The sequence below is a fragment of the Acinetobacter sp. 197 genome (genome assembly GCF_048148385.1).
Taxonomy (GTDB): domain Bacteria; phylum Pseudomonadota; class Gammaproteobacteria; order Pseudomonadales; family Moraxellaceae; genus Acinetobacter; species Acinetobacter pecorum.
This window is the reverse complement of record NZ_JAYWZK010000013.1, coordinates 77071-103240: the sequence shown is the minus strand read 5'-3', so window position 1 is coordinate 103240 and position 26170 is coordinate 77071. Positions and strand designations below refer to the sequence as shown.

The following is a 26170-nucleotide window of genomic DNA, read 5'->3' as shown; positions in this document are numbered from 1 at the left end:
AAAAAAAGAGCACCTGGAATCCCCAAATTCCAGGTGCTTTATCTCAAAGAGTTATTATTATTTTCGCTTTATAGGAACTCAGGATGCTAACACCAGAGTTCCTTTTTTTACTTCTTGTTAGATCAGCCAAAAGCGTCCCCAATCGCTTGTAGCCGTTCCTTTTCTCCACACTTTTTTTGTTTTCAACCCTTATTTTTTCTGCTTTCCCCAAGGTTGTTTTTAGAATCACGAATAAATCAATTGTTTTACTTTTTGTTTAAGCTTCAAACAGCTTCAAGCTCTTAAACTTCTCCAGTAATTGTTCCTGTGTTTCACAATGATCCGGATGAGGAATAATGCATTCAATCGGGCAGACATCTACACAGGTCTGATGTTCATAAAAACCGACGCATTCCGTACAACGTTTTACGTCAATTTCATAGAACTTTTCACCCTCATAAATCGCTTCATTCGGGCATTCCGGTAAACACATATCGCAATTGATGCATTTGTCGGTAATCAGCAGTGCCATATTTAACCTGCCTGATAAGCCAGTGAAGATGCTGAAATATTTGCAGCTGAATGCGGCAGATTACGGATCAGCAGGGCATATTGCATATCTACATCTGCTGGAGCCGGAATCTCGACGATATGACCTGAGCCTTTGGCATCTTCAATCAGATTACCTTTTTTGTCTTTCATTTCCGTTAAAGTAAAGGTGATATTGCCTCTAGTCGTCATCAGTTCCAGTGAATCACCGAGGACAAAACGGTTTTTCACATCAATCTTGATGTAGTCTCCATTACGTTCTAACACTTCACCACAGAACTGCTGATGATCGAAACTGGATGAACCATTCTCATAGTTTTGATATTCGCTATGCACATGACGGCGCAGGAAACCTTCGGTATAACCACGATTCGCCAGACCTTCAAGCTGGGTCATCAAGGATGGATCAAACGGCTTACCAGCAAGGGCATCATCAATTGCTTTACGATAAATCTGGGCAGTACGCGCACAGTAGAAATAGGACTTGGTCCGGCCTTCAATTTTTAAGGAATGTACACCAATTTTGGTAAGACGTTCGACATGCTGAACCGCGCGCAGATCTTTGGAATTCATGAAATAAGTGCCGTGTTCATCTTCTTCTGCGGCAAACATGTCTTCTTCATTGCGCTGTAACAGCACTGGCTCGTTGAATTGGTGTTGTGCCTGCATATGTGCTTCGTCGGCATCTTTGGAGCAGCAGCCTGAATCCAGATTTTTCACTGGAATCACATCACCGGTTTCATCTTCCTTGGCATCCAGCACTTTATATTCCCAACGGCAGGCATTGGTGCAGGCACCCTGATTGGCATCACGTTTGTTCATATAGCCAGACAGCATGCAACGGCCAGAATAGGCCATGCACAGTGCGCCATGAACAAAGACTTCAATCTCCATATCCGGCACTTGCTGTTTGATTTCTGCAATTTCTTCAATCGACAGTTCACGTGACAGAATGACACGGGTCAATCCCATGTTCTTCCAGAATTTGACGGTTGCCCAGTTCACGGCATTGGCCTGTACCGACAGGTGAATATCCATATGCGGGAAATGTTCACGGACCAGCATAATCAGACCGGGATCGGACATGATCAGTGCATCCGGCTGCATGTCAACCACAGGAGCTAAGTCACGAATGAAATTTTTCAGCTTGGAGTTATGTGGCTGAATATTGACGACCACGTAGAATTTTTTGCCTAATTCATGGGCTTCTTTAATACCAATCGCGAGATTTTCATGGTCAAATTCATTATTACGAACCCGCAGGCTATAACGCGGCTGGCCTGCATAGACTGCGTCTGCACCATAAGCAAAGGCATAGCGCATATTTTTTAATGAGCCTGCAGGTGAGAGAAGTTCGGTAACGTGAGAAATGCTCATGATCAAATTGAAAGACATAAAAAAAGTACGGCTTTATTCTAACCATCTAAAATCAGGATTCAACCTAGTAAATAACTCGGAATTGGAGTAATTCAACTAAATTTCAAGTTAAAAATGAAGCACTCATAAAGTTAAGAATTCCAGAAAGTTTTATGTATTTTCAAGCGATTCTAAAGTTTTTAAAATCTGGCAATGATCGATTGTGGTGGGCGTATTGCAGCTGTCACGAAGCAGCATCAGCTGTTGCTCAAATATTTGTAATTCTTTAATTTTATTTGAAATTTCCAGAAGATGCCGATCAATCATCTGATTGACTTCACAGCAGTCCTGTTCAGGGTTCTGCTCCAGTTTAATCAGATGTTCGATTTCTTTTAAAGACATGCCTAGGGTACGGCAACGTTTGATAAAAATTAAACGTTTCAAGGCTTCTTCAGCATAATAACGATACTGATTACTTGCTCGAAAATTCGGCTGTATCAACCCTTTTTTCTCGTAAAAGCGAATGCTGTCGGTACTTAAACCGGTCTTAGTCGCGATTTCTGAAATGAGATAATGTGACATAAACACCTCAGGCTTGACCTTGGAGTTACTCCATAGTTTCTAATGACTATAGCGTATTTTATATAGAAAATCCTCGGAGAATCATATGGCTTGTAGTTGTAGTCATGAACCTGCACCATCCACGCCCAATAGCAAATTCAGAACCGCCTTATGGATTGCATTATTCATTAATTTGACCTTGTTCATTGTAGAACTAGTGGGTGGTGCTTATGCGCATTCATCCGCATTATGGGCAGATGCGCTAGATTTTTTTGGAGATGCAGTAAATTATGGGATTTCACTGGCTGTATTAGGGGCAAGCCTGTATTGGCGCGCAACAGTTGCCCTGATTAAAGGATTGACCATGGCTGTATTTGGCTTGGTGGTGATCGGAAAAGTCATCTACGCTTTTATACAAGGTATACCGCCTGAAGCGCTGACTATGGGAGTTATTGGTGTGCTGGCCTTAATTGCTAACGTGATTACAGCAGTAATTTTATATGCTTTTCGAGATGGGGATGCCAATATGAAATCGGTCTGGCTCTGTAGCCGAAATGATGCGATCGGAAATGCTGCCGTGATTTTGGCGGCTGTCGGGGTGTTTGGGACGGGTAGTATGTTGCCAGATATTATTGTGGCGATAATTATGGCAGGCTTGGGGTTGACGGCCGGATACCAAGTGGTTAAGCAGGCATTCATAGAGCGAACATCTTCGAAGCAGGTTCAAATTTAAGACAATAAAAAACCGGACTTTAATGCCCGGTTTTTTAATGACATTGAATCTTATTTTTCAACGAACGCACGTTCAATCACGTAGTCGCCTAGAACGCCCATACGTGGAGATTCTTTCAGGCCATGTTGATCAAGAAGTGCAGCAACATCGTCAAGGAAGGCTGGGCTACCACATAACATGGCACGGTCAGTTTCCGGATTGAAACGTGGCAGACCGATTTTTTCAAACAGTTCACCGGTTTCAATCGCAGTCGTGACCCGACCTTGATTTGGATATTCTTCACGAGTTACGGTTGGGTAATAGATCAGTTTTTCTTTTGCGCCAAGTTCCGAGAAGAACTCATGATTTGGCACTTCATTCAGGATTAAATCTTGATAAGCCAGTTCTGAAATAAAACGCGTACCGTGAACCACGATAATTTTTTCAAAACGTTCGTAAGTTTCAGGATCGCGAATAGTGGACAAAAATGGCGCAAGTCCTGTACCTGAAGAAAGAAGATACAGGTTTTTGCCTGGATTCAGGTCATCCAGTACCAATGTGCCTGTCGGTTTTTTGGAAATCAAAATCTCATCGCCGACTTTAACTTTCTGTAAAATCGAAGTCAGTGGACCATCAGGCACTTTAATTGAGAAAAACTCTAACTCTTCTTCGTAGTTGGCGCTTGCAATTGAGTATGCGCGCATTAACGGCTTGCCATTGACTTCAAGGCCGATCATTACAAACTGACCGTTTTTAAAACGCAAAGCAGGATCACGAGTCGTTTTAAAAGAGAATAAAGTATCATTCCAGTGGTGGACGTGAGTAATCTTTTCGACGTTAAAAGCAGCCATTAAAGGTCTCAATAAGTTATCAAATTAGAACAGCTTGCTATTCTAATCTAAATTCATTCTCGATAAACTGAATATATTTAATTGAGCTTATCAAAAAAAGTGATGATGACTGAACTGACGCTACCGATTATTGGCTATATGCGTTCTCCCTACAAAGAAAAATTTGGTATCCCGCGCCAGCCCAATCTGGTTCAGGTCGAAAGTTATATTGAAATGGCCGGACCCTATAATGATCTGCTCGCCTTTGAGGGAATTGAAGAATTCAGCCATCTCTGGTTAGTCTGGCAATTTCATGACAATAAAAACCAACACGAGAGCAGCCAGTTTCGTCCACAGGTTCGTCCGCCACGTTTGGGCGGCAACAAGAAAATAGGCGTATTTGCTACGCGCAGTATGTATCGTCCCTCACCAATTGGCCTTTCAGTCGTTAAACTCAAAGAAGTTAGTAAGGTGGGCAAGCATGTCCGGGTATATGTCACAGGGAGTGACTTACTCGATGGCACACCCATTGTAGATATCAAACCTTATATTCAATATTCGGATGCGATTGTTGAAGCGCAAAGTGGTTATGCGCAGGATGAGCCTGAGCGTAAAGCCGTCATCTGGAGTGAAGAGGCGGAGCAGCAAAAACTGCATTTACTGAAATGCGGGAAAATCTCACCACAGGGTATTCAGGAGCTGGAAGCGGTTTTATCTCTAGATCCAAGGCCAGCCTATCAGGATGATAAGGAACGGATTTATGGGATGAAGTTTGCTACGGTAGATACCCATTTCAAAGTTCATACTCAGCAAGTGATAATTACTGCTATTCATCACGCTCCCTCCTGATTTATAGACTCCACCACACTAGTCCAATCAATACTGCCATTTGAATAAGCTGGACTGGGGCAAAATACAGGGCAAATTTAAATCCACCAGTCAGGGCAGCATTTACTGATTTGGCCACTGCATGGGCACCCAGACCTAATAATAGGGCATAAATAAGATGGGTGTTGGAAGGATCTCCCTGAATCACCACACCTGCCATTGCGGCATGAACCTCAAATAATGAAGCAAGCAAGGTGCCGGCCAATAAGCCGGCATTGCCAAGCCACAATTCCAGCGCATAAATTCCGGCCTGAATCAGGGTTAAAGTCACTGCAATAATGACAGCTTCTTTTAGGCTGAACATCGGGCTGTCCGCAGATTCGAGCTCTTGGACCGGTTTGGCCTTGCGCAATAATAGAAATGCGCAGGCGACCAGAATAACCATGCCCACAACGGAAGGAAGGAGCAAGAGTTTAAGCCAGGCCCAAGACACACCTCCAACGACAATAAGCAGCAAGACCAGGGTAGAGACACATGACATCAGTGCAGCCCCGGCATTTGGCTGCGCATCCATTTCACCTTTGCGTACCTGCAGGCCTAATTGGGCAATGGTCGCAGTACTGGAAACAAAGCCTGAGGCCAGTGAAGAGAGCATCAGGGCATTTTTAGTGGATAAAAAACGTTTCGCAATATGGGCTAAAGCTTGCACGACTAAAATCAGGGTCAGTAATTTCAAGATAACATAGGGGTTAAGAACTTCTCCCCATAATGGACGGTCAGGGGTAAGCGGCAAACCGATCAGTATAAGTGCAAGTAGTAACAGTCCATCCCTGAATTCAGCCTCTTTAATCCATTTTCCCGCAAAATCATGCATGGAGTGCTTGGCCATCAAAATAATGGTTAACAAGACGGCCAGTCCCGCAGACAGCGGAATATTCCAAAGACACATTGCCCCTATAAAATAAGTCATGAGGAAGGCGAGTTCTGTAGTAATGCCCGGGTCTTCAGGCTGATTACGAAGGGAAAAAATGACTATCCCTCCAATAATAAGCGCACCAGCCAGCCCGATGACCATGCCGAATAAAAAACAGAGTGCGCCCAGCAGAGCACTGAGCGCAAAGGAGCGTAATCCTGCAAAACTGGGGTGGCTTTCGCGCTGTTTATGACGTTCTCGTTCCAGGCCTATAAGCAGGCCACAGCCAAGTGCGGCAGCCAGGATGGTTATAAGGTCCTGGAAAGAGCTGATGCTATTAAGGGGCACTGCGCTAAAATCCATATTCGGCCTCAGCGATTTAAGACGGACTGGTTAAAATATAGAAGATAAACTCCAGCTTAAACAAGCAGGAAATGGTTATGTTCCGAAACAATGTGATGGTTTTGGCATTGAATGAAGAAATAGAAACATAGTGGATCGGCCAGTGTGGATAGAGCCTGCGAAAAACTGCAAAAAGTTGTTATAGTGGAGTCAAGTTTGGGGACTGATAATAATGAAATTTGACTTTGAAATTGATACAGCCTGGTGTTTAGAGCAACTTTTTAAAGACGGTAAAATCAGTGAACGCGACCGAATGCTGGTACAGACGACGCATCGGCAACGTGAACAATTAAAATGGCATCCTTTGCAGTGGATCGCCAATTTTCATCTGGTCGATCAATCCCATCCTCAAACGACACTCACCCTGAACCGTTTATGTCAATGGCTGGCAGAAAAAACCGGCTTGATGTTCTATATCATTGATCCACTCAAAGCTGATGTGCAGGCATTGACCAATGTCATGTCACAGGAATATGCATTACGTAACCGTATTCTGGCAGTAGAAATTCAGGCAGACAAAGTTCTGATCGCTACAGATCAGCCTTATAAAACTGAATGGATGTCGAATCTTCAGCAGAATATTGCACCGAAGAAAATTGAACGGGTACTGCTTAATCCGGAACAGCTCCAGCGGTATATGGTTGAGTATTATCAGGTCAGCCGTGCAGTGAGTGGATCGCAGAAATCCTCTGCCTATGACCGGGAAAATAAGGGCGTCGAAGCCTTGCTGCAACTGGGCGATTCCCAGAATCCGGATGCCAATGACCAGCATATTGTCAAACTGGTGGACTGGGTGCTGCAATTTGCCTTTGAGCAGGGCGCCAGTGATATTCATATGGAACCACGTAAAGATACGGGCAAGATCCGTTTCCGGATCGATGGCGTACTGCATACGATTTACAACATGCCCGCCAATACCCTGACAGCGGTCATTTCCCGGATCAAGATTCTGGGCCGGATGAATGTGGCAGAAAAACGTAAACCGCAGGATGGCCGACTGAAAACCCGCACGCCGAAAGGACAGGAAACTGAACTACGTTTATCGACCTTGCCGACGGCCTTTGGTGAAAAACTGGTCATGCGTATTTTCGATCCGGAAGTACTGGTCAGAAGCTTTCAGCAACTCGGTTTTGAAGGTCATCTGCTCAACGACTGGAACAATCTGACCAGCCACAGTCATGGCATTATTCTGGTAACAGGCCCGACCGGTTCCGGTAAAACTACTACGCTTTATTCAACCCTGAAGCAGCTGGCGACGGAACAGGTTAACGTTTGTACCATTGAAGACCCGATCGAGATGCTGGAACCCAGCTTTAACCAGATGCAGGTCAATAATGGTATTGATCTCGGTTTTGCTGATGGCGTGCGTGCGCTGATGCGTCAAGATCCGGACATTATCATGGTCGGGGAGATCCGTGATCAGGATACTGCCAATATGGCGATTCAGGCGGCATTGACCGGTCACCTGGTTCTATCGACTTTACATACCAATGATGCACCGTCGAGTCTGACCCGTCTGCATGATCTGGGGGTGCAACCTTTTCTGACGGCCGCGACTATACTCGGGGTTTTGGCCCAGCGTCTGGTACGTCAGCTGTGTCCACACTGCAAACAGGAAAGTTTCCTGAACGAGCAGGAGTGGCAACATCTAGCCACGGATTATCCTTTACCTCGGCCAGAATTTGTCTTTAAGGCGGTAGGCTGTGAAGAATGCCGGCATACCGGCTATAAAGGCCGTATCGGGATTTATGAGTTTATGCCGCTGAGTCTGACCACCAAACAGTTGATTGGTGCCGATGCTAACCTGAACCAGCTGCGTCAGCAGGCCAAAAAAGAAGGGGTAGAGCCGCTCAGAATTGCCGGCGCGCGCAAGATTCTGGAAGGTGTCACTACGCTTGAAGAAGTTCTGAGAGTGGTACCCTTAAATTAATTTTAAAAATGAGGCAATCTTAAGATTCAATTCATCTTTGGCTGTTTTAATAGCATCATCGAAACAAGGGCAAAACTTTAAAAGAGGTGATTGCGATGAAAATGATGATAAATACAGTTTTGGCAGCTGCATTGATGGGTTCTATTGCAACTGCTGCAGTAGCAAGTAGCGAAACAGCTGTGAATCAGGCCGCTTTTGCCAAATCGACTACGGTCAAACAGGCATTGGCCATGAAAGATGATAGCAAGGTTCAGCTTAAAGGTTATATTGTAAAAGCAGTGGGGGATGAAAAATACCAGTTCCGTGACCGCACAGGTACTATAACTGTTGAAATTGATGATGAACTTTGGCAAGACAAACCGATTTCAGCCAAAACCCCGGTAGTGATTACAGGTGAAATTGATATTGACTATAAACCGGCAAAACGTGTTGAAATTGATGTTGAACAGGTTCGCTTTTAATCTCGACTAAGTTGCCGAAATTAATCTGAACACAGCAACAAAAAGCCACATGCAAGTTACCAAAAAGCATGTGGCTTTTTTGAGTATGGTGCTTTTTCAGGGCAAGATAGAATAAATAAGCAGAGGGAGCACAGCATGCGTATTCTTTTGGCAGAGGATGACCAGTCTCAGGCAGAAAGTATCCAGACCTGGCTGGAAATGGATGGTTATGTAGTTGATCGGGTTGAGCGTGGTGATCATGCTATTCTGGCGATTGAGCAGCATCAGTACGATTGTATTTTGCTGGATCGTGGTCTGCCGAATGCAACAGGTGACGATATTCTAAAAAGTTTGCGTAGCCAACAGCGAGATACCCCGGTAATTTTTATCACCGCCAAAGACAGTATCAACGACCGGGTTCAAGGCCTTGATTTGGGGGCCAATGATTATCTGGTCAAGCCTTTTAGCCTGGAAGAGCTTTCCGCACGGGTACGAGCCCAGCTCAGACTGAAACAGCAAACACCGAATCATATTCTGCACTGGCAGGATCTCAGTCTGGACACTCAGGCCAAAACCCTGACCAAAGCGGGACAAGCGATCAATCTGACTGCGAAGGAATTTCAGATTCTATACAAGTTGATGCAGCAGCCTGAACATATTGTCACCCGTGAGCAGCTGGAAGAATCGCTGTATGCCTGGGGAGATGAAATTGAAAGTAATGCCATTGAAGTGTTTATCTATCAGCTACGTAAAAAAATTGGCAGTCAGATGATTAAAACCATTCGCGGTCTGGGCTATCGCATGCATAAAGCTGAGGCCTAAGCTCATGTCGGCTCCAATTTCCTTGCAAACTAGGTTAATTAAACATGCGCTGTTCAGTTCCATATTGGCTGGAGTATTGGCCTGGCTGTTGTTATTGGGGATTGCCAGTTATCAGGCCAATCAGTTGCATGATGAATTAATGGAACAGATTTCTGAGCTGTTACTCGGTGATGTCACCCAAGCCAAAGACACCCAAGTTGATGAGCTCAGCGAAGAGTTTGATATCCAATATATTCTGTTACTTGATCAGCAGGTACTGACTACTTCTGTTAATCATGAGCTAATTAATGCCATTCCCGTGACACATAAGAATGGCTTTCAGTTTGCTTATGAAAATGGCCGTTTTATCCGTATCCTGAATGAAGAAGAGGACGGTTTACAGGTAAAAATCGTACAGCCGCTTGCAGTACGCTTCAATGAGCTTTGGCAAACCACACTCGGTTTTGCCGGGATTTTATTTATTTTATGGCTCATGCAATGGCTGATTCTAAGGGTCTCGGTCAAACGCCAGTTGCGGCCATTAAACAAGATTTCGCGTGCCATTGGTTCTAAAACTGCCCAGGATCTCAGTCCGATCAAAATGCCTGATCCTGAAATCACTGAGCTGCAACCGATTGTACGCCAGCTAAATGCCATGCTCGGCCGGCTGAAGAAATCATTGGCTGCTGAACAGCGTTTTACTGCAGATGCTTCACATGAGCTGCGTTCGCCACTGTCTGCCATTCAAATGCGTCTACAGGTTTTAAAACGCAAATATCAAGATGATGCTCAGCTCCCCCAGGCATTGCAGTTGATCCAGAATGATGTCAACCGTGGTACGCAGGTGCTGGAAAACTTACTTTTACTGGCGCGACTTGATCCGGAGCGAACCGGGCAATTACCTATGCAGGCGGTCAATCTTAAAAATCTGGTTCAGGAGGCTTTACAGGCCTTACAGCCTTTTGCACAGGAAAAGGACATTCACTGGAACCTCAACCTTGAAGATGTCGTTGTTGAGGCAAATCCAGAGCTGATGTTTAGCTGTATTCGCAATCTGGTCGACAATGCCATTCGTTATACGCCGTCACAGGGATGGGTTAAGATTAGAATGGTTAAAACATCGCATCCACAGTTACTGATCGAAAACTCAGGAGAGGGAATTGCTGCCGATGTACTGGAACGTTTGGGCGAACGTTTTTATCGGGCATTAGGAACACGCACTCAGGGTTCAGGTTTAGGCCTATCGATTTGCCAGAAAATTATGGCACTGCATGCAGCCAAAATTGATTATGTGCCATCGGACTTGGGCGGACTTAAAGTGTCATTGAATTTTAAGCCTGAAAGTGAAATTTCATGATGGGCAAAATAAAAAAGCAGTATGCGCTGATTCATACTGCTGCTTCCCACGTTTGTTATTATTAGAACTGATTTAATTATTTGGTCAGAATGAGACGGTTGTTGCGGGTCAGACGCAAACGATATTCTTCGCCAGCATGCATGATCCGGATTTCACGACCCAGTGCAAACAGATTGTTGGAGTGCAGCATTGGCAAGGCATGATGAGTATCATTGTTACGGGTAAATAGGCTAAATGGGGCGTTCATTCCGTCGACTCCGTGGTGTGTTTTGGATTGATTTAAATGATAATCATTATCGAATAGGTCTGTCAACGAAATATTGAGCAATTTATAAAAAACTCTAATTTGCTTACAATCTGTAAAACTTTAACGGCTCTGAACATCATGACTAAAGCTACGATTCATGTCGCAATTGCGCTTTTATTTTATCAAAATCAGATTCTTGTAGGTTGGCGTGAAGCCAAGCAGCATCAGGGCAATAAATATGAATTTCCAGGGGGAAAAGTTGAACAGGGTGAATTACCAGTCGAAGCCTGCCGACGCGAAGTGATGGAAGAGGTCGGTATTGATATTGAACGCTGGCATGTCTCTGATTTTATCTCCCATGAATATGAAGATCTCATCGTCAATTTGCATATTTTTCATGCTTCAGTGCAGCCTGCGCAACTGGCTGAAATTAAACAGCCCTGGCGCTGGTATCATCGGGAAGAGCTTGGACAGCTGAATTTTCCGAAAGCCAATCACTCTATGATTCAAAAGCTGCAATGGCCGCAGCGGATCAAGATTTCTGAAGATCTGAATATCTTATCAAATCTGGATACAGACCAAATGCTGTATTGGCGCGTAGACCTAACGTCTGAACGGATCATGCAATTAGCACAATGTCCGGTAGATCAACTCTCCAAGTTAATTGTTAACCAGCAGCTTTGGTCACACTTGAATGAATTGCAGCAGCAAACGATTCGCACGATCCATCTGAAACAAACCCAATTGATGGAATTGAAACAAGGCGACTTGAAATCTGGTTATCGTTACTTGGCAGCTTGCCACGACCTGAGCGCTTTGATACATGCAGAACAGATCGGGTGTGAAGCTGCACTCCTCAGTCCGGTACTGGCGACCGAGACGCATCCGGACACCCCTGCACTAGGCTGGGAGCGATTCGAGCAAATGGCAGAGCAGGTACAGATTCCGGTTTTTGCTTTAGGTGGATTAAGAGCGGAAGACCTACATTATGCAAAACGCCAGCATGCCTATGGCATTGCCGGCATTCGTTATGTGTAAATGCTGTATTTGAATGTAAGCTTTCTTTTGGTAAGTCAATTTCTATAAAAATGGCTTTAAAGCTTTTTTAATGCCTGCTGGGCTTGTTGAATCGCTTTGGCATTTTTTTGCTGCTGTGCAGATTTGAGACGAACTTGCCAGAGCTGCTTTTTCATGGCACTGGACTGGGCATAACTCAGGCCGCGTAAGGCAAAGGCATCCGCTCGTGCTGGCTGATTTTTACGATTGGCAATCATCCCCAAATACAAATACGTTTCGGATGCCTGAGGAGCCAGTCGCTGTGCCTGAGTTGCAGACGCTTCCGCTTGATCGTACTGCTGCTTGCTGTATGCCTGTTGGGTTTGCAGCATCAGACTCTTGAATGCCGGCAAATTACGGCCATCATCAAACTTTTGGCTTTTCTGCTTTTGCTCAGGAATTACAATCTTCTGACGTTTGATCTCAGGACGCTCATAAGGCGTAATCACTACACCGTCTGGTGTAGGTGTTTTAGGCTTTTCCGTTGCAGGCTTGGCAGGGCTTACTGGCTTTTCAGGCTCTACTATGGTTTGGCAGCCCACCAGACTGAGGATGAGCAAACCAGGGAGGATTTTTTTAAACATATACATGGACTCAATTATTGGCTATAACTTCCACTGGCGATAATACGTGTTTCGCTTTCAAGATCACGTTCTATTTCTGTTTCACTTTCTTGTATATAGCGATTCATGTCATCCTGTTCTGCATCAGATGCTGGAGGTTCTGAGTTAATATCATAAGGCTCAGTCGCATAATGCGAGATTCCGCAGGGAGTTGCCTGACTTGGCAGGGCATGCCGCGAAATTGGGATGTACATGGCACCTTCACAACCTTGCGCAGACAATAAACCCGTATAACGATCCAGCCAGTGCCATTGTATTTCATTCGGCTGTGGCAGGTTCACCGGTTTCTGACGTAACTGTTTCATGACATTGGTCCAAACCGGCAAAGCACCTGAAGAACCGGTTAATCCAGTGACTTTATTGTTATCCAGCCCCAGCCAGACCACAGTCATATAATTTCCCGAATATCCAGCAAACCATGAGTCTCGACTATCATTGGTCGTACCGGATTTTCCGGCAAGATTCAGACTCCGTGGCAAGCTGCTATACGCCGCACGACCTGTACCACTCGCCATAACCTGCTGCAAGCCATAATTCAGGGCATAAGCGGCAGCCGGATCAATGGTTGGTTGTACACTCAGACTATAACGATCGAGAGATCGGCCATTGGCATCGACCACAGAACGGATGGCTTTTACTGGATATCTAAAGCCGCCTGTAGCAAAATTCCCATAGATATTCATAACTTCCATAGGCGACATATCCACTGCACCCAGATAGATAGATGGATAGGAAGGTATGTTTGAAGTCACGCCAAATTGTTTGAGATGATTAATAAAAGTCGACAGGCCAAATTCCTGACCTAAACGAACGGTCGACAGGTTATAGGATTGGGAGAGCGCCTGAATCATCGGCACCATGCCATGTCCGCGCCCGCTATAATTTTTGGGTGTCCAGGTTTTTCCGTCACTCTTGATACTGATTTCACTGTCTTCGATCGGACTGGCCCAGTTGTAGCGATTAGACTCCAGTGCAGTCAGAAAAATGACCGGTTTCAATAGCGAGCCGACCTGACGCTTGGCATCTACTGTACGGTTAAAGCCAGTAAAATCTTGGGTAGAACCCACAGCGGCTACCAGTTCTCCATTTTCCGGATGTGCTACCAATACCGCACCCTGTAAATCTTTCAGGCGTCCTGGATTGGATTTACTTAAGCGTGCCACGGTATCTTTAAAACTTTCTTGAATTCGGGTTTGGGCTAAAGGATCTAAAGTGGTAAATATTCGCAGACCCTGATTGGTTAAATCGGTTTCCTGATAGTCGGTACGTAACTGACGGCGAACGATATCCAGGAAATCCGGAAAACGCGCTGGACCTAAAGTCGGTTTTGAAATGACATTAAGAGGGCGGGCTTTTTCTGTTTCATACTGATCCTCTGTCAGATACCCCATGACCAGCATGTTATGTAGGACCACATCACGACGTTTTTTGGCAATTTCCGGATTACGCCACGGGTTATACAGGCTTGGACCCTGAACCAGACCTACTAGAAAGGCCTGTTGGGAAATATTCAGTTCACGTAGCGGCAGGCCAAAATAGAACTGTGAGGCCAGACCATAACCATTAATGGAATAGTTACCATTTTGGCCCAGATTCACTTCGTTTAAATAGGCTTCCAGAATTTCATCTTTGTCATAATGCAATTCAATCAGCATTGCCATAAGGGCTTCATTAACCTTACGCTTTAAAGTACGTTCAGGGGTTAAATAGAAATTTTTGACTAGCTGCTGGGTCAGAGTTGAACCGCCCTGACGTTTACCGCCGGTAATGTTGCTGACCACTGCGCGCGCAATCCCGCGAGGAGATACGCCATAATGATGGTAAAAATTACGGTCTTCAGTGGCAATTAAGGCGTCAATTAAAGGCTTAGGAACCCGGTTAAGTTTAATTAGCACGCGGTCTTCATTATGCTGCGGGTAAATACCGCCAATCAATAGAGGTTCCAGACGGGCAATGCCGCTAGAAGAAGGCTTGGTCGCACTTACTTCAGCAATCTGATCGCCACTAAAACTGACTTTTAATACCTGTTCAGGTTCAACCCGATCACCAAAATCAAAGCCACGGGTATGTACATACAGGGTATTGCCAGTGCTGACAAAGCTGCCAGATTTGGTATAACTATCTGAATTTTTATAACCTAATAATTTGAGTTCTTGCTGGAAATCCTGCTGACTGACGGGGGCATTGACATACACTTCCATCGGGCGTGCGAAAACCTTGGCTGGAATGTCCCAGCGTTGACCTTCAAATTTTTCACGCACGATATTATCTAATCTAATCAAATAGATGCTAAATGCTACAAATGCAGAAATGACTAGAATGGAGAAGATTAAGGCAATTAACCCCATACCTCGTTCAGATTTCATAAATGATAATAAGACCCTGTGAAATTGTGCTAATCATGCGAAGCTTTTCGTTATTTTGCAATATTTAATCAAATATTGAGATTAAAATTAAAATTAAACTTCACATTTTCTCCTTAATTTCAGTCTATTTCAAATTAAATCCTAGACGGCTTTATCATGTTATAAATTGTCATCCTATTCATGCTTAATGATATGATAAGCAGGATTCGAAGCGGAGCGACGACACTGGTGCAAATTTCCCACAAGACATTTCGAAATATCGGGTTAATCGGACGCCCGGATAAATCTTCAGTGGTTGAAACCTTATGCCTGATTCATGATCATCTGCTCAATTTAGGTCTACATCCTGTTTTTGATGCCGCTACAGCTGAACTGGTACCTTATCAAAATACCCAGACTGTCAGCCGGGCCTTGCTGGGCGAAGTAGTTGATCTGGTAATTGTGGTGGGTGGGGATGGCTCACTTTTACACGCTGCTCGGGCACTGGTGAAATACAATACACCAGTGATTGGAGTCAACCGTGGTCGTCTGGGTTTTCTGACAGATATCAAGCCGACCGAAGTGATCTTTAAGTTAGATCAGGTGCTCAAAGGCGACTTTCAGGCAGAGCGCCGTTTCCTGCTGGAAGTGGAAGTTCGCTCTAAAGGTGAAATCATTTATGATGCCATTGCCTTGAATGATGTGGTTTTACACTCAGGCAAATCAGTACACATGATTGATTTTGAGCTGAATATTGATGGACAATATGTCTATCGTCAGCATAGTGATGGCCTGATTATCTCTACACCGACTGGTTCTACCGCCTATGCGTTGTCGGGAGGCGGGCCGATTGTTCATCCGAGTATGGATGCGATTGCGCTGGTGCCGATGCATCCGCATACCTTGTCTTCACGGCCGATTGTGGTTGGAGGGCATAGTGAAATTAAATTACTGATTCGTGAAAATCGCGTACTGCCGATGGTGAGTGCGGATGGACAGCACAGTGTGTCTTTGAATGTTGGAGATAGCGTCCATATTCGTAAGCATCCCTTTAAACTGCATCTTCTGCATCCGCCAGGTTATGACTTCTATAATGCATGCCGAACCAAACTGGGCTGGAATCAGGACTTCGATTATTTTAAGCAGGATTAACCATGAATATTGAACAAATGCTTGCCGTACTCAATCCTGAGATTGTAGAACGCTTAAGAACAGCCATTGAAATTGGCAAATGGCCAAACGGTGTGGCTTTGACTCAGGAACAGCGTCAGACCTGCATGCAGGCGGTATATGCCTGGGAAATGAAAAACCTGCCAGAAACTGAACGTAGTGGTTATATCGATCGTGGCACTAAAGAAGAAGGCGAACAATGTGATGATGATCATCACCAGCATGAGCCGGAATTCAAGCCGATCCGTTTTGTCTAATCCAGACATTAAAAAAGACCATCAATGTGGTCTTTTTTAATGTCTGTCATAAAGCCTGAGTAGTAGCATCAAACTGAAAGACGGCTATCCCAGAATTCTTTGGCTTTTTGCATCGCTGCTTCATAGCTGTCACATTCGCCCATGGTATACAGGGCAATGCCCATGGTTTCAACCACTGCAACTTCACCATATTCATGTGAATGTTTGCCTTCCCAGACTTCTTTAAACACGGATAAATCCAGTTCTTCTTCAATCGGGCTGCGATTGTCGGTTAGTTTCGGCAATTCATGCTCATACAGCTCACCCTCTTTAATCCCGCAGATTAAGGTTTTGGCATCCGGGTTACGTTCAAATTCACCGCCTTCACCTTTAATCACCGCACTGTTTTTATAACCTAAGCGGTAAGCCGATTGCTGATGTGAACTCCGATAAGCCGGATGGAAAATGGCCTGTAAAGTTGCTTTGGCATTAAAGGGATTGATCAGGCGTGCCAGCGTGTGAATTGGAGAGCGCAGTCCCATGACATTTCGCAGTGCAATCAGCTCAGACAGAATCGGAGAAATTACCTCTAAAGGTAGATAGGCGAAGTGTCTTTCTTCAAGCTGCTGCTCAACTTCCACATCATTCTGGCAGATTGGATAGCCTAAGTAAGTCAGCACCTGTTCGGTGTAAACACGATTCATGGTATGGCCTGATGCACCGTGCATGACAATCTTATAGCCCTGCTTGGCCAGAGTAAGGGCAGACAGAATAAACCATGGGTAATGTTTGCGTTTTCCAGCATAAGAGGACCAGTCCAGATCGACCTCCAGTGCTTTGAAGTTAAGCTGATCACGGGTTGCCTGAACAAAACCTGCTAATTCATCGACGGATTCTTCCTTGACCCGTAATAGCATCAGAAAAGCACCAAGCTGTACATCCAATACTTGATTGTTCAGGATCATGCTAAAAGCCTGATAAGCTTCTTCATAGCTTAAGGAGCGTGCACCATTTTTTCCCTTGCCAATAATACGAATAAACTGGGCAAAAGGATGTTCGGTATCTTTATAAATATTTCGCTTTGTGTTCATACAGATAGATCAGTCATATTCATCAAGTATTGGCATATTTTACGCTGATATTGGTATTTCACCTTCTTATTTTGCAGAATTATTATAGTTTTATAAGACTATAGTATAAGGAATATTGCCTATTATTTAGCCAAAATTAACATTTCGGGTTAAACAAAAGTCTAAAAAGCAGTTAAAATTTCCCGTGATTATTTGTGTTTGCTTCATCTCCTGATCAATGCGCTGACTTCTTTTTGAAGACCAGGGTTGCTGTGATTGTTAAACGTACATACACATTCTATTTTTAGTATCAGATTAATTCTTGATACATAGGCACTTTTTTGTTTCAGACAATCAAGTATTGGACGCTTATTTTCTTAAATAAGTAAAAACTGAATATTGCTTCTTTTTAGAAGTATATCGCGAAGTAAGGTTATGGCTAAAAAACCAATTTATAAGTCGCTTTATTTTCAAGTGATCGTAGCCATTATTGCGGGTATCCTGGTCGGACATTTCTCGCCAAGTGGTACACAAATTATTAATGGTGCAGAACAATATGTTCCGGGTCTAGGTGAGCAGCTAAAGCCACTTGGTGATGCATTTATCCGTTTAATCAAAATGATCATCGCTCCTGTGATTTTCTGTACTGTGGTCAGTGGTATCGCAGGCATGGAGAGCATGAAATCAGTCGGTAAAACTGGTGGTGTGGCTCTACTTTACTTTGAAATCGTTTCAACGATTGCTTTGGTGATTGGTCTGCTGGTTATTAACATCGTAAAGCCAGGTGTTGGCATGAACGTTGATCCAGCCAGTCTGGATACTGCGGGAATCTCGAAGTATGTAACTTCAGGCGAGTCGCAGTCTACCCTTGATTTCCTGATGAATATTATTCCGAATACGGTAGTGGGAGCTTTCGCTGAAGGTGAAATCCTGCAAGTGCTTTTATTCGCGATCCTGTTCGGTTTTGCGCTGCATAAATTGGGTGCACAAGGGAAGCCGGTACTTAAACTGATTGACCAGATTTCACATGTGTTCTTTAACATCGTGAATATGATCATGAAACTTGCTCCAATTGGTGCATTTGGTGCCATGGCATTCACGATTGGTAAATATGGGATTGGATCACTGGCGCAGTTGGCTCAACTGATCATCTGTTTCTATATCACATGTTTGCTGTTTATTTTCATTGTTTTGGGTTCAATTGCACGTTTCACAGGTTTTAGCATCATGAAGATGATCCGCCTGATTCGTGAAGAGTTACTGATTGTACTCGGTACGTCCTCCTCTGAGTCGGTACTGCCTCGTATGTTGAAGAAACTGGAGCTTGCGGGTGCTGAAAAATCAGTGGTTGGCCTGGTGATCCCAACAGGTTATTCATTTAACCTGGATGGTACGTCAATTTACCTGACCATGGCAGCGATCTTTATTGCACAAGCCACCAATACGCAGCTTGATTTATCTCACCAGATTACCTTGCTTCTAGTATTGTTAATTTCTTCTAAAGGTGCAGCAGGTGTCACCGGTTCGGGCTTTATTGTTATGGCGGCAACTCTGGCAGCTGTAGGAAATATTCCTGTTGCGGGCCTGGCCTTGATTCTGGGTATTGACCGTTTCATGTCTGAAGCGCGTGCTTTGACTAACCTGGTCGGTAACTCTTTGGCTACTTTAGTTGTGGCGAAATGGGTTGGTCAGTTAGATATGGATAAGCTCAACTATGCATTAGCAAATCCAGCTGAAATTGATGAAAAAATGGCGCAAGAAGGCAATAACGCTCACTAAGTTAGAGTGAGTCTTTAAGGTCTTAAAAAAGGAAGCTTCGGCTTCCTTTTTGTTTTTTTATCTGACTGTGAAGTTAGCAAAAAAACCCATCAGGCACATGACAGTAGCTATAAAAATAGTTAGCCTGTGGACAGGAAATAAAATGATAAACACCATAAGGATACAAGAATGCTGGCTTACGATGCTGACCTGGAACTTTTCCGCGACAATTTCAAACGCTTTATGAACGAACATGTAGCGCCTTACTATGAACAGTGGGAGCGTGAGGGCATGATGCCGCGTTCAGTCTGGAATGTGCTGGGTGAAAATGGATTCTTGTGTGTCGATGTGCCAGAAGAATATGGTGGCTATGGTGTGCCGACGCATTACTCCCTGATGCTGATTGAAGAGTCGGCACGAGCAGGCTATAGCGCAATTTCAACCGGTTTGTCTTGCCATTCAGATATTGCTGCACCGTATATTCTGCATATCGGGACTGAAGAACAGAAAAAATACTGGTTGCCAAAAATGGTTTCAGGCGAAGTAGTGGGTGCGATTGGCATGACCGAGCCGGGCGCAGGCTCAGATTTGCAGGCCATGCGTACTAATGCCATTTTGCAGGATGATCATTATTTGCTGAATGGTTCCAAAACCTTTATTTCTAATGGCCAGCATGCCGATCTGGTAGTTTTGGCAGTGAAGACTGATCCGCAAGCCCGTGCCAAAGGTGTGTCTTTAATGCTGGTCGATACGCATCTGGAAGGCTTTAAAAAGGGTCAAAATCTGGACAAAATTGGCCTGCATTCTCAGGACACTTCTGAGCTGTTTTTTGATAATGTCAAAGTGCCTAAAGAGCAGTTGCTGGGGCAGCCAGGTCAGGGCTTTGTCTATTTGATGCAGGAATTGCCACGCGAACGTACTGCGATTGCGGCGACGGCTTTGGGTGCGATTCGTGGTTCTATCGATGTAACGACGCAATATGTGAAAGAGCGCCAGGCTTTTGGTCAGGCGATTGGACAGTTCCAGAATACCCGTTTTGTTCTGGCACAGGCCAAAATTGATGAACTGGCAACAGCAGCTTTTTATAATCAGAATGTCGAGCTGTATATGCAGGGTAAACTTGACGTAGAAACTGCAGCCGCTTTGAAGAGCTTTTCGACCGATATGCAGATGAAAATTGCTGACAATTTGCTCCAGCTCTTTGGTGGTTATGGCTATATGACCGAATATCCGATTTCACGTTTCTTTGTGGATGCACGAATCCAGCGGATTTATGGCGGTACCAATGAAATCATGAAGGAAATCGTGGCACGGGGGCTGCTGGGGCGTTAACTGCTCAAGTACTAAAAAGAGTCCTGAAGGGCTCTTTTTTACGCGAGAAATAATCCAAATGGTAAATGTTCTTTTAATTTTTATGATTTTAAGACATTCAAACATTCATTAATAAAAATAGGTAAATCATTGGGCAGGCGTGATGAAATCAACTGATTATTGTCATTTACCAGCTCGACATCATAGTAAGTGCCACCGGCATGCCGTACACGGCTAGCATGCGCGCGAATACTGGTAATAATTCGATTTTTCAGTACATCTGCTTCGCACAGGAGTAAAGAGGCATCACATAAACTAAAGATGGTTTTTTTGGCCTGATTAAAGGCTTGGATAAATTGCAGCACCCGGAGATCGGTAGATAAAGAAACTGCAGATTCACCGCCAGGAATCAGTAAGGCATCAAAATCATCAATACTGATTTGTTCGATGCCGCGGTCAATTGTCACACTTGACTGACCATGCAGGCCGTAGACTATTTTTCCTGCATTGAGCTCAATGTTGCAGATGCTATGCTGTGCTGCCAGCAAGGCTGCAACAGGTTCAAGATATTCCTGGTCTTCAAAATTATTCGTTACAAGTACAGCTATTCTTTTTGGCATGACTGACACCCAAACGTATGTTTTAAATTAGACTATCTACGATTGGTTAAAAAATCGTCTCCGCTTTGTAATCAAGTGGTGGTGGAATGTAAAAATATTAGCTAAGTCAAAGATAAACCTAGAAAAATAAGGTTGGATAGAGTGCATTTTATTGTGAAATCTATATCAGATATCATTCTCTTAAAAGCTAAGGTCATATCGCAATTATTTTAATTTTCTTATGCTTAAAACCGTTATCTAGATTAAGAAATAGTGATATTTCATCTTGATAAAAATCAGTTAAGATGAGCATGCAAAGTTTACAATTTGATAATGTAAATTCGGTGGAAATAGTGAAAGAAATGTTACCAGATATGACTAAAGTGATGAACGGTTAAAATCAACTCCTTATTTTTAAGAATTAATCTACTAAAGTTATATTGTGTAACATTTACAGCACACTATTGTTATACTGCACAGATAAGGTTTATACAGGGCGACATCACGATGATCAACGACGATCAAAACACAACGGCTTCTTTAGATTTGGCTAAAATTCGTGAAGATATCGATTCAGTTGATCAGCAGATCCAGCAGTTGATTAACCGTCGCGCGCGTTTGGCCGAGGCAGTCGCAAAAGCGAAATTTGCTTCTGAAGAAAATCCGCTGTTTTACCGTCCGGAACGTGAAGCACAAGTCCTGCGCAATGTTATGGAGCGCAATGAGGGGCCATTGTCGGATACCACCATGGCACGTCTGTTTCGCGAAATCATGTCAGCATGTTTAGCGCTTGAAGCACCACAAAGTATTGCTTTCCTTGGACCTATTGGTACCTACACACACTCGGCAGTACTCAAACACTTTGGTCATGATGCCGTGGTTCGTCCATTACCCACCATTGATGAAGTGTTTCGTGAAGTAGAGGCGGGCAGTGCACATTATGGTCTGGTACCGGTTGAAAACTCGTCTGAAGGTGTGGTGAACCATACTTTGGACTGTTTCAAAACCTCGCATCTGAATGTCATTGGTGAAGTTGAATTACCGATTCATCACCAGTTCCTGATCTCGGAAAATACCCGTAAAGACAGTATCAAGCAGATTTATGCACATCAGCAAACTCTGGCACAATGCCGTAAATGGCTAGATGCCCATTATCCAGGGGTAGAGCGTGTTGCACTCAGCTCAAATGCCGAAGCTGCACGACGTATTCAGAATGAGTGGCACTCTGCCGCAATTGCCTCTGAAATTGCTGCGAACATCTACAATCTTGAGATCATGCACAGCAATATCGAGGACAATCCGGAAAACACCACACGTTTTCTGGTGATTGGTCGTGAAAAAGTACCACAAAGCGGTAATGACAAAACTTCACTGCTGGTATCAGCACATGACCGTGCTGGTGCATTGCTAGAAATTCTGGCGCCATTTGCCAAACACAACATTAGTCTTACCAGTATTGAAACCCGTCCTGCACTTCCTGAAAAATGGGCTTATGTGTTCTTCATTGATCTTGAAGGTCATATTGAACAGGAGCATGTGAGAGCAGCGATTGAAGAAATTCGCCCGCTCGTGAAAGAAGTTCGCGTGCTTGGTTCATATCCTGCAGCTGTTTTATAAAAGCAGCCTTTCGTGATCAGTGCGAGGGTGCTGATCGCTGTTTCATCTGTAAATCGGAAGTATAAAATGTCGTTTGTCCCAGCCAATCCAGGCATCTCTAAATTAAGACCATATCAACCAGGTAAACCGATCAGTGAACTTGAGCGTGAGTTGGGCATCACTGATATCGTGAAACTGGCTTCAAATGAAAACCCGTTGGGCTGTTCAGATAAAGTCAAGGAAGCAGTTGCTGCCGAACTGGCGGAAATTGGCCGTTATCCTGACGGTGGTGGTTTTATTCTGAAAGACCAGATCAAGGCTCAGTTTGGTTTTAATCATGACCAGATTACTTTGGGCAATGGTTCAAATGACTTGCTGGAAATGTTTGCCCGCGCATTCGTTTCTGAAAAAGATTCCGTGATTTACAGCCAGCATGCATTCGCTGTATATGCATTGGTAACGCAAGCAATCCATGCCGAAGCGATTGAAGTACCAGCAAAAGGCTTCTCGCATGACCTGGAAGCCATGGCTGCAGCAATAAAAGACAATACCAAGCTGATCTTCATTGCCAATCCGAATAATCCGACAGGCACCTGGTTCGAAGAAGCTGAATTTGAAGCTTTCATGCAGAAAGTACCGGCCAATGTCATCGTGGTGCTGGATGAAGCTTATGTGGAATATTTCCCGGAAAACTTTAACAGCCTCAAATTCCTGAAGCAGTATCCAAACCTGATTGTCAGCCGTACATTATCTAAGTGTTATGGTCTGGCTGCACTGCGCGTTGGCTTCGCATTGTCGTCTGTTGAAGTAACGGATTACCTGAACCGTATCCGTCAGCCATTTAATGTTAACCATTTAGCAATGGTAGCTGCAGTTGCTGCGCTGAAAGATGAAGCATTCATCGAGAAATCTCGTGAAGTGAACAAGGCAGGTATGGCACAGCTTGAAGCGGGCTTTAAAGCTCTGGGTCTGAACTATGTACCATCCCGTGCCAACTTTATTCTGGTCGATGTACAGGCTGATCCAGCAGAAACATTTAACAAATTGCTGAAAGAAGGCGTAATTGTTCGTCCAGTGGGTATTCCGAACCATCTGCGCGTATCAATTGGTACTGAAGCTGAAAATGCCAAATTCCTTGCTGCACTTGGCAAAGTACTCGGCTTAGAGGCGAAAGCTTAAGTTATGTCGCAGCCACTGTTTGAAAAAGTTGCCTTCATCGGACTTGGGCTGATTGGTTCAAGTCTGGCACGTGTGATTAAGGCCGAGCATTTAGCCAATGACATCGTGGCATCGACACGCTCACAAAAAACGCTGGAAGATGCCAAAGCCTTGGGATTAATTTCCCAAGGTTATGCAGATCCTGTGGAAGCGGTCAAAGGTGCAGATCTGATTGTCCTGGCTTTGCCGGTACGTGCTACGCAAAAGGTATTGGAAACCATCAAGCCACATCTGGCTGAAGGTACTATTATTACGGATGTCGGTAGTACCAAAGGTAATGTGGTGGATGCAGCCAAGGCTGTATTTGGTGAAGCATTACCAGCAGGTTTTGTACCTGGACATCCGATTGCGGGTGCCGAGCATACCGGGGTGCATGCCGGTAAGGTCGATCTGTTCGCCAATCACAAGGTGATTTTGACACCATTACCGACCAGTGCAGCATGGGCAGTCGATAAACTGATTCAACTGTGGCAGGCAGCAAAAGCGGAAGTGATCTGTATGGATGTAGAAAAGCACGATGAAGTGCTGGCCCATACCAGTCATCTTCCGCACTTGATGGCGTTTAACCTGGTCGAACAACTGGCCAAGCGCGAAGATAATCTGGATATTTTTCGTTATGCTGCCGGTGGCTTTCGTGACTTTTCGCGTATTGCGGCCAGTGATCCACAAATGTGGCATGACATCTTTTTTGCCAACAAAAAAGCAATTCTCAATGCCGTGGATGGCTTTGAGGCCCAGCTGGCAATTATCCGCAAGCTGATTGAAGATGAAGATTCCCAAGCATTGATGGGCTTACTGGGACATGCACAGGCAGCACGCCAGCATTTCAACCATATGCTCGCCAAGAAACCTTTCATGGAGAAAAATAACGTGACACAACAATTTACCATTCAGCCGGGTGCCAAGAAATTCCAGGGCAAATTTACCGTGCCAGGTGACAAATCTGTGTCACACCGTTCCATCATGTTTGGTGCGATTGCTGAAGGCACTACGCATGTCACCGGTTTCCTTGAAGGTGAAGATGCTTTAGCGACTCTGCAAGCTTTCCGTGATATGGGGGTGAGTATTGAAGGTCCTAAAAATGGTGAAGTGACCATTCACGGTGTAGGTATGCATGGCCTGAAAGCACCACAATCTGCGCTATATATGGGTAACTCGGGCACTTCGATGCGTTTGCTGTCTGGCATGCTGGCAGCGCAGAAATTTGACTCAGTCATGACCGGTGATGCTTCATTGTCCAAGCGTCCCATGGAACGGATTGCTAAGCCTTTACGTGAAATGGGTGCACAGATTCAGACTACGGGTGAACGCGGTACGCCACCGGTATCGATTACTGGAAATCAAAACCTGAAAGGAATCCAGTACGATTTGCCAATGGCTTCTGCCCAGGTGAAATCAGGTATTCTGCTGGCAGGTCTTTGGGCTGAGGGTGAAACTTCAGTGACCGAGCCTGAACCCACCCGTGACCATACCGAACGCATGTTACGTGCTTTTGGTTATGACGTGAAAACTGAAGGTAACCGTATTTCACTGCAAGGTGGCGGTAAGTTAGTCGGTACCAATATTCAGGTTCCATCTGATATTTCATCTGCTGCTTTCTTTATGGTTGGGGCTGCGATTACCGAAAACTCGGATGTGACTTTAGAAGCTGTAGGTATCAACCCCACCCGTACCGGTGTGATCGAAATCCTGAAACAGATGGGTGCGGATATTACGGTTGAAAACGAGCGTATTGCAGGTGGTGAACCGATTGCAGAAATTCGTATTCGCGGTACACGTACCTTAAAAGGCATTCATATGCCGGAAGATCAGGTGCCATTGGCGATTGATGAATTCCCGGCACTGTTCATTGCCGCTGCATGTGCGGAAGGTCAAACCATTCTGACCGGCGCGGCTGAACTGCGTGTCAAAGAATCTGACCGGATTCAGGTGATGGCTGATGGCCTGAAAACCATGGGCATTGATTGTACACCAACAGAAGATGGCATCATCATTGAAGGTAAAGGTAAAGCAGGTGACTGGTCACCAATCTTTAGCGGTGGTGAAATCGAGTCACATCATGATCACCGAATTGCCATGAGTTTCTCAATCGCAGGCTTACGTAATTCTGAAGAAATTCGTATTGTGGGAACGGAAACAGTAGCGACGAGCTTTCCAACCTTTACTGAACTGACTTCACAGGCCGGTCTGACGATTGAAGTCACAGAATAATTCTTAAATTTATGTGAAACAGCCAAGCTTTTGCTTGGCTGTTTTGTTTATATTGCTTATGCTAAACCCATA

Annotated in this window: 24 protein-coding genes; 14 read left to right on the top strand and 10 right to left on the bottom strand. The window is 44.5% G+C overall.

The genetic code is table 11. The features are described from left to right. Nucleotides 1-256: 256 nt before the first annotated feature. The 3 genes from VXQ11_RS13260 to VXQ11_RS13250 form a co-directional block, all read right to left on the bottom strand. Nucleotides 257-511 carry a YfhL family 4Fe-4S dicluster ferredoxin gene (locus tag VXQ11_RS13260; protein ID WP_416706244.1) on the bottom strand — a complete coding sequence of 85 codons (255 nt, stop codon included), beginning with the start codon at nucleotides 509-511 and terminating at the stop codon, nucleotides 257-259. A gap of 2 nt (nucleotides 512-513) precedes the next feature. Then, entirely contained in the window at nucleotides 514-1923 is a 1410-nt protein-coding gene (yegQ, locus tag VXQ11_RS13255) for a tRNA 5-hydroxyuridine modification protein YegQ (protein ID WP_416706243.1), read from the bottom strand. A 132-nt stretch (nucleotides 1924-2055) separates the two neighbouring features. Then, a complete protein-coding gene (locus VXQ11_RS13250) occupies nucleotides 2056-2466 on the bottom strand; it encodes a Cd(II)/Pb(II)-responsive transcriptional regulator (RefSeq protein WP_064096604.1) in 411 nt (136 codons plus the stop codon). Nucleotides 2467-2551: 85 nt separating this feature from the next. On the opposite strand from VXQ11_RS13250, the gene VXQ11_RS13245 reads away from it, so the two are divergent. Next, nucleotides 2552-3178 carry a cation transporter gene (locus VXQ11_RS13245; protein WP_064096605.1) on the top strand — a complete coding sequence of 209 codons (627 nt, stop codon included), beginning with the start codon at nucleotides 2552-2554 and terminating at the stop codon, nucleotides 3176-3178. Nucleotides 3179-3228: 50 nt separating this feature from the next. Here VXQ11_RS13245 and VXQ11_RS13240 read toward each other — a convergent pair whose 3' ends face one another. Continuing rightward, nucleotides 3229-4008: a ferredoxin--NADP reductase gene (locus VXQ11_RS13240; RefSeq protein ID WP_064096606.1), complete on the bottom strand. Its 780-nt coding sequence runs from the start codon at nucleotides 4006-4008 to the stop codon at nucleotides 3229-3231. A gap of 105 nt (nucleotides 4009-4113) precedes the next feature. Between VXQ11_RS13240 and tsaA the strand changes: the two genes are divergently transcribed. Further along, nucleotides 4114-4836, top strand: a complete 723-nt coding sequence (gene tsaA, locus VXQ11_RS13235; protein WP_064096674.1) for a tRNA (N6-threonylcarbamoyladenosine(37)-N6)-methyltransferase TrmO — start codon at nucleotides 4114-4116, stop codon at nucleotides 4834-4836. A 1-nt stretch (nucleotide 4837) separates the two neighbouring features. Here the strand turns inward: tsaA and VXQ11_RS13230 are convergent, their stop codons facing one another. Continuing rightward, nucleotides 4838-6091 (bottom strand): MgtC/SapB family protein, encoded by a 1254-nt coding sequence (locus VXQ11_RS13230; RefSeq protein ID WP_064096607.1) that lies wholly within the window; start codon nucleotides 6089-6091, stop codon nucleotides 4838-4840. Between the two features lie 211 nt (nucleotides 6092-6302). Between VXQ11_RS13230 and VXQ11_RS13225 the strand changes: the two genes are divergently transcribed. The 4 genes from VXQ11_RS13225 (at nucleotide 6303) to VXQ11_RS13210 (ending at nucleotide 10658) form a co-directional block, all read left to right on the top strand. Beyond that, nucleotides 6303-8060: a GspE/PulE family protein gene (locus tag VXQ11_RS13225; protein WP_416706242.1), complete on the top strand. Its 1758-nt coding sequence runs from the start codon at nucleotides 6303-6305 to the stop codon at nucleotides 8058-8060. Between the two features lie 95 nt (nucleotides 8061-8155). Beyond that, a complete protein-coding gene (locus VXQ11_RS13220) occupies nucleotides 8156-8521 on the top strand; it encodes a NirD/YgiW/YdeI family stress tolerance protein (protein ID WP_416706241.1) in 366 nt (121 codons plus the stop codon). A gap of 135 nt (nucleotides 8522-8656) precedes the next feature. Continuing rightward, the gene (locus VXQ11_RS13215; protein ID WP_064096610.1) at nucleotides 8657-9322 is read left to right on the top strand and encodes a response regulator transcription factor; all 666 of its coding nucleotides are present in this window, start codon (nucleotides 8657-8659) and stop codon (nucleotides 9320-9322) included. A 4-nt stretch (nucleotides 9323-9326) separates the two neighbouring features. Further along, a complete protein-coding gene (locus VXQ11_RS13210; protein ID WP_416706240.1) occupies nucleotides 9327-10658 on the top strand; it encodes an ATP-binding protein in 1332 nt (443 codons plus the stop codon). A gap of 76 nt (nucleotides 10659-10734) precedes the next feature. Here the strand turns inward: VXQ11_RS13210 and hemP are convergent, their stop codons facing one another. Beyond that, a complete protein-coding gene (gene hemP, locus VXQ11_RS13205; protein WP_004645578.1) occupies nucleotides 10735-10905 on the bottom strand; it encodes a hemin uptake protein HemP in 171 nt (56 codons plus the stop codon). Nucleotides 10906-11043: 138 nt separating this feature from the next. Here hemP and VXQ11_RS13200 point away from each other — a divergent pair, with 138 nt between their 5' ends. Further along, a complete protein-coding gene (locus VXQ11_RS13200; RefSeq protein ID WP_416706239.1) occupies nucleotides 11044-11943 on the top strand; it encodes an NUDIX domain-containing protein in 900 nt (299 codons plus the stop codon). A gap of 56 nt (nucleotides 11944-11999) precedes the next feature. Here VXQ11_RS13200 and VXQ11_RS13195 read toward each other — a convergent pair whose 3' ends face one another. After that, on the bottom strand, nucleotides 12000-12545 hold the full coding sequence (locus VXQ11_RS13195) for a tetratricopeptide repeat protein (RefSeq protein WP_064096613.1): 546 nt from the start codon (nucleotides 12543-12545) through the stop codon (nucleotides 12000-12002). A 14-nt stretch (nucleotides 12546-12559) separates the two neighbouring features. Next, nucleotides 12560-14950, bottom strand: coding sequence for a penicillin-binding protein 1B (gene mrcB, locus VXQ11_RS13190; protein ID WP_416706238.1), 2391 nt, complete (start codon nucleotides 14948-14950; stop codon nucleotides 12560-12562). A 192-nt stretch (nucleotides 14951-15142) separates the two neighbouring features. Here mrcB and VXQ11_RS13185 point away from each other — a divergent pair, with 192 nt between their 5' ends. Both VXQ11_RS13185 and VXQ11_RS13180 read left to right on the top strand, forming a co-directional pair. Further along, on the top strand, nucleotides 15143-16081 hold the full coding sequence (locus VXQ11_RS13185; RefSeq protein ID WP_416706237.1) for an NAD(+) kinase: 939 nt from the start codon (nucleotides 15143-15145) through the stop codon (nucleotides 16079-16081). Nucleotides 16082-16083: 2 nt separating this feature from the next. After that, on the top strand, nucleotides 16084-16356 hold the full coding sequence (locus VXQ11_RS13180) for a YeaC family protein (protein ID WP_064096615.1): 273 nt from the start codon (nucleotides 16084-16086) through the stop codon (nucleotides 16354-16356). A 68-nt stretch (nucleotides 16357-16424) separates the two neighbouring features. Here the strand turns inward: VXQ11_RS13180 and VXQ11_RS13175 are convergent, their stop codons facing one another. Continuing rightward, nucleotides 16425-17426, bottom strand: coding sequence for a glycosyl transferase family protein (locus VXQ11_RS13175; RefSeq protein ID WP_064101839.1), 1002 nt, complete (start codon nucleotides 17424-17426; stop codon nucleotides 16425-16427). A gap of 414 nt (nucleotides 17427-17840) precedes the next feature. Between VXQ11_RS13175 and VXQ11_RS13170 the strand changes: the two genes are divergently transcribed. After that, a complete protein-coding gene (locus tag VXQ11_RS13170) occupies nucleotides 17841-19184 on the top strand; it encodes a dicarboxylate/amino acid:cation symporter (protein WP_064096617.1) in 1344 nt (447 codons plus the stop codon). Between the two features lie 168 nt (nucleotides 19185-19352). Beyond that, a complete protein-coding gene (locus VXQ11_RS13165) occupies nucleotides 19353-20495 on the top strand; it encodes an acyl-CoA dehydrogenase family protein (protein WP_416706236.1) in 1143 nt (380 codons plus the stop codon). 80 nt (nucleotides 20496-20575) lie between these two features. Here the strand turns inward: VXQ11_RS13165 and VXQ11_RS13160 are convergent, their stop codons facing one another. After that, the gene (locus tag VXQ11_RS13160) at nucleotides 20576-21094 is read right to left on the bottom strand and encodes a DJ-1/PfpI family protein (protein ID WP_064101842.1); all 519 of its coding nucleotides are present in this window, start codon (nucleotides 21092-21094) and stop codon (nucleotides 20576-20578) included. 486 nt (nucleotides 21095-21580) lie between these two features. Here VXQ11_RS13160 and pheA point away from each other — a divergent pair, with 486 nt between their 5' ends. From pheA to VXQ11_RS13145, 3 genes are all read left to right on the top strand, one after another. Further along, complete coding sequence (gene pheA, locus VXQ11_RS13155; RefSeq protein ID WP_064096620.1) at nucleotides 21581-22690, top strand: prephenate dehydratase; 1110 nt, start codon at nucleotides 21581-21583, stop codon at nucleotides 22688-22690. Between the two features lie 66 nt (nucleotides 22691-22756). Beyond that, complete coding sequence (gene hisC / locus VXQ11_RS13150; RefSeq protein ID WP_064101843.1) at nucleotides 22757-23848, top strand: histidinol-phosphate transaminase; 1092 nt, start codon at nucleotides 22757-22759, stop codon at nucleotides 23846-23848. A 3-nt stretch (nucleotides 23849-23851) separates the two neighbouring features. After that, nucleotides 23852-26098 carry a bifunctional prephenate dehydrogenase/3-phosphoshikimate 1-carboxyvinyltransferase gene (locus VXQ11_RS13145; RefSeq protein ID WP_416706235.1) on the top strand — a complete coding sequence of 749 codons (2247 nt, stop codon included), beginning with the start codon at nucleotides 23852-23854 and terminating at the stop codon, nucleotides 26096-26098. Nucleotides 26099-26170: the final 72 nt, after the last annotated feature.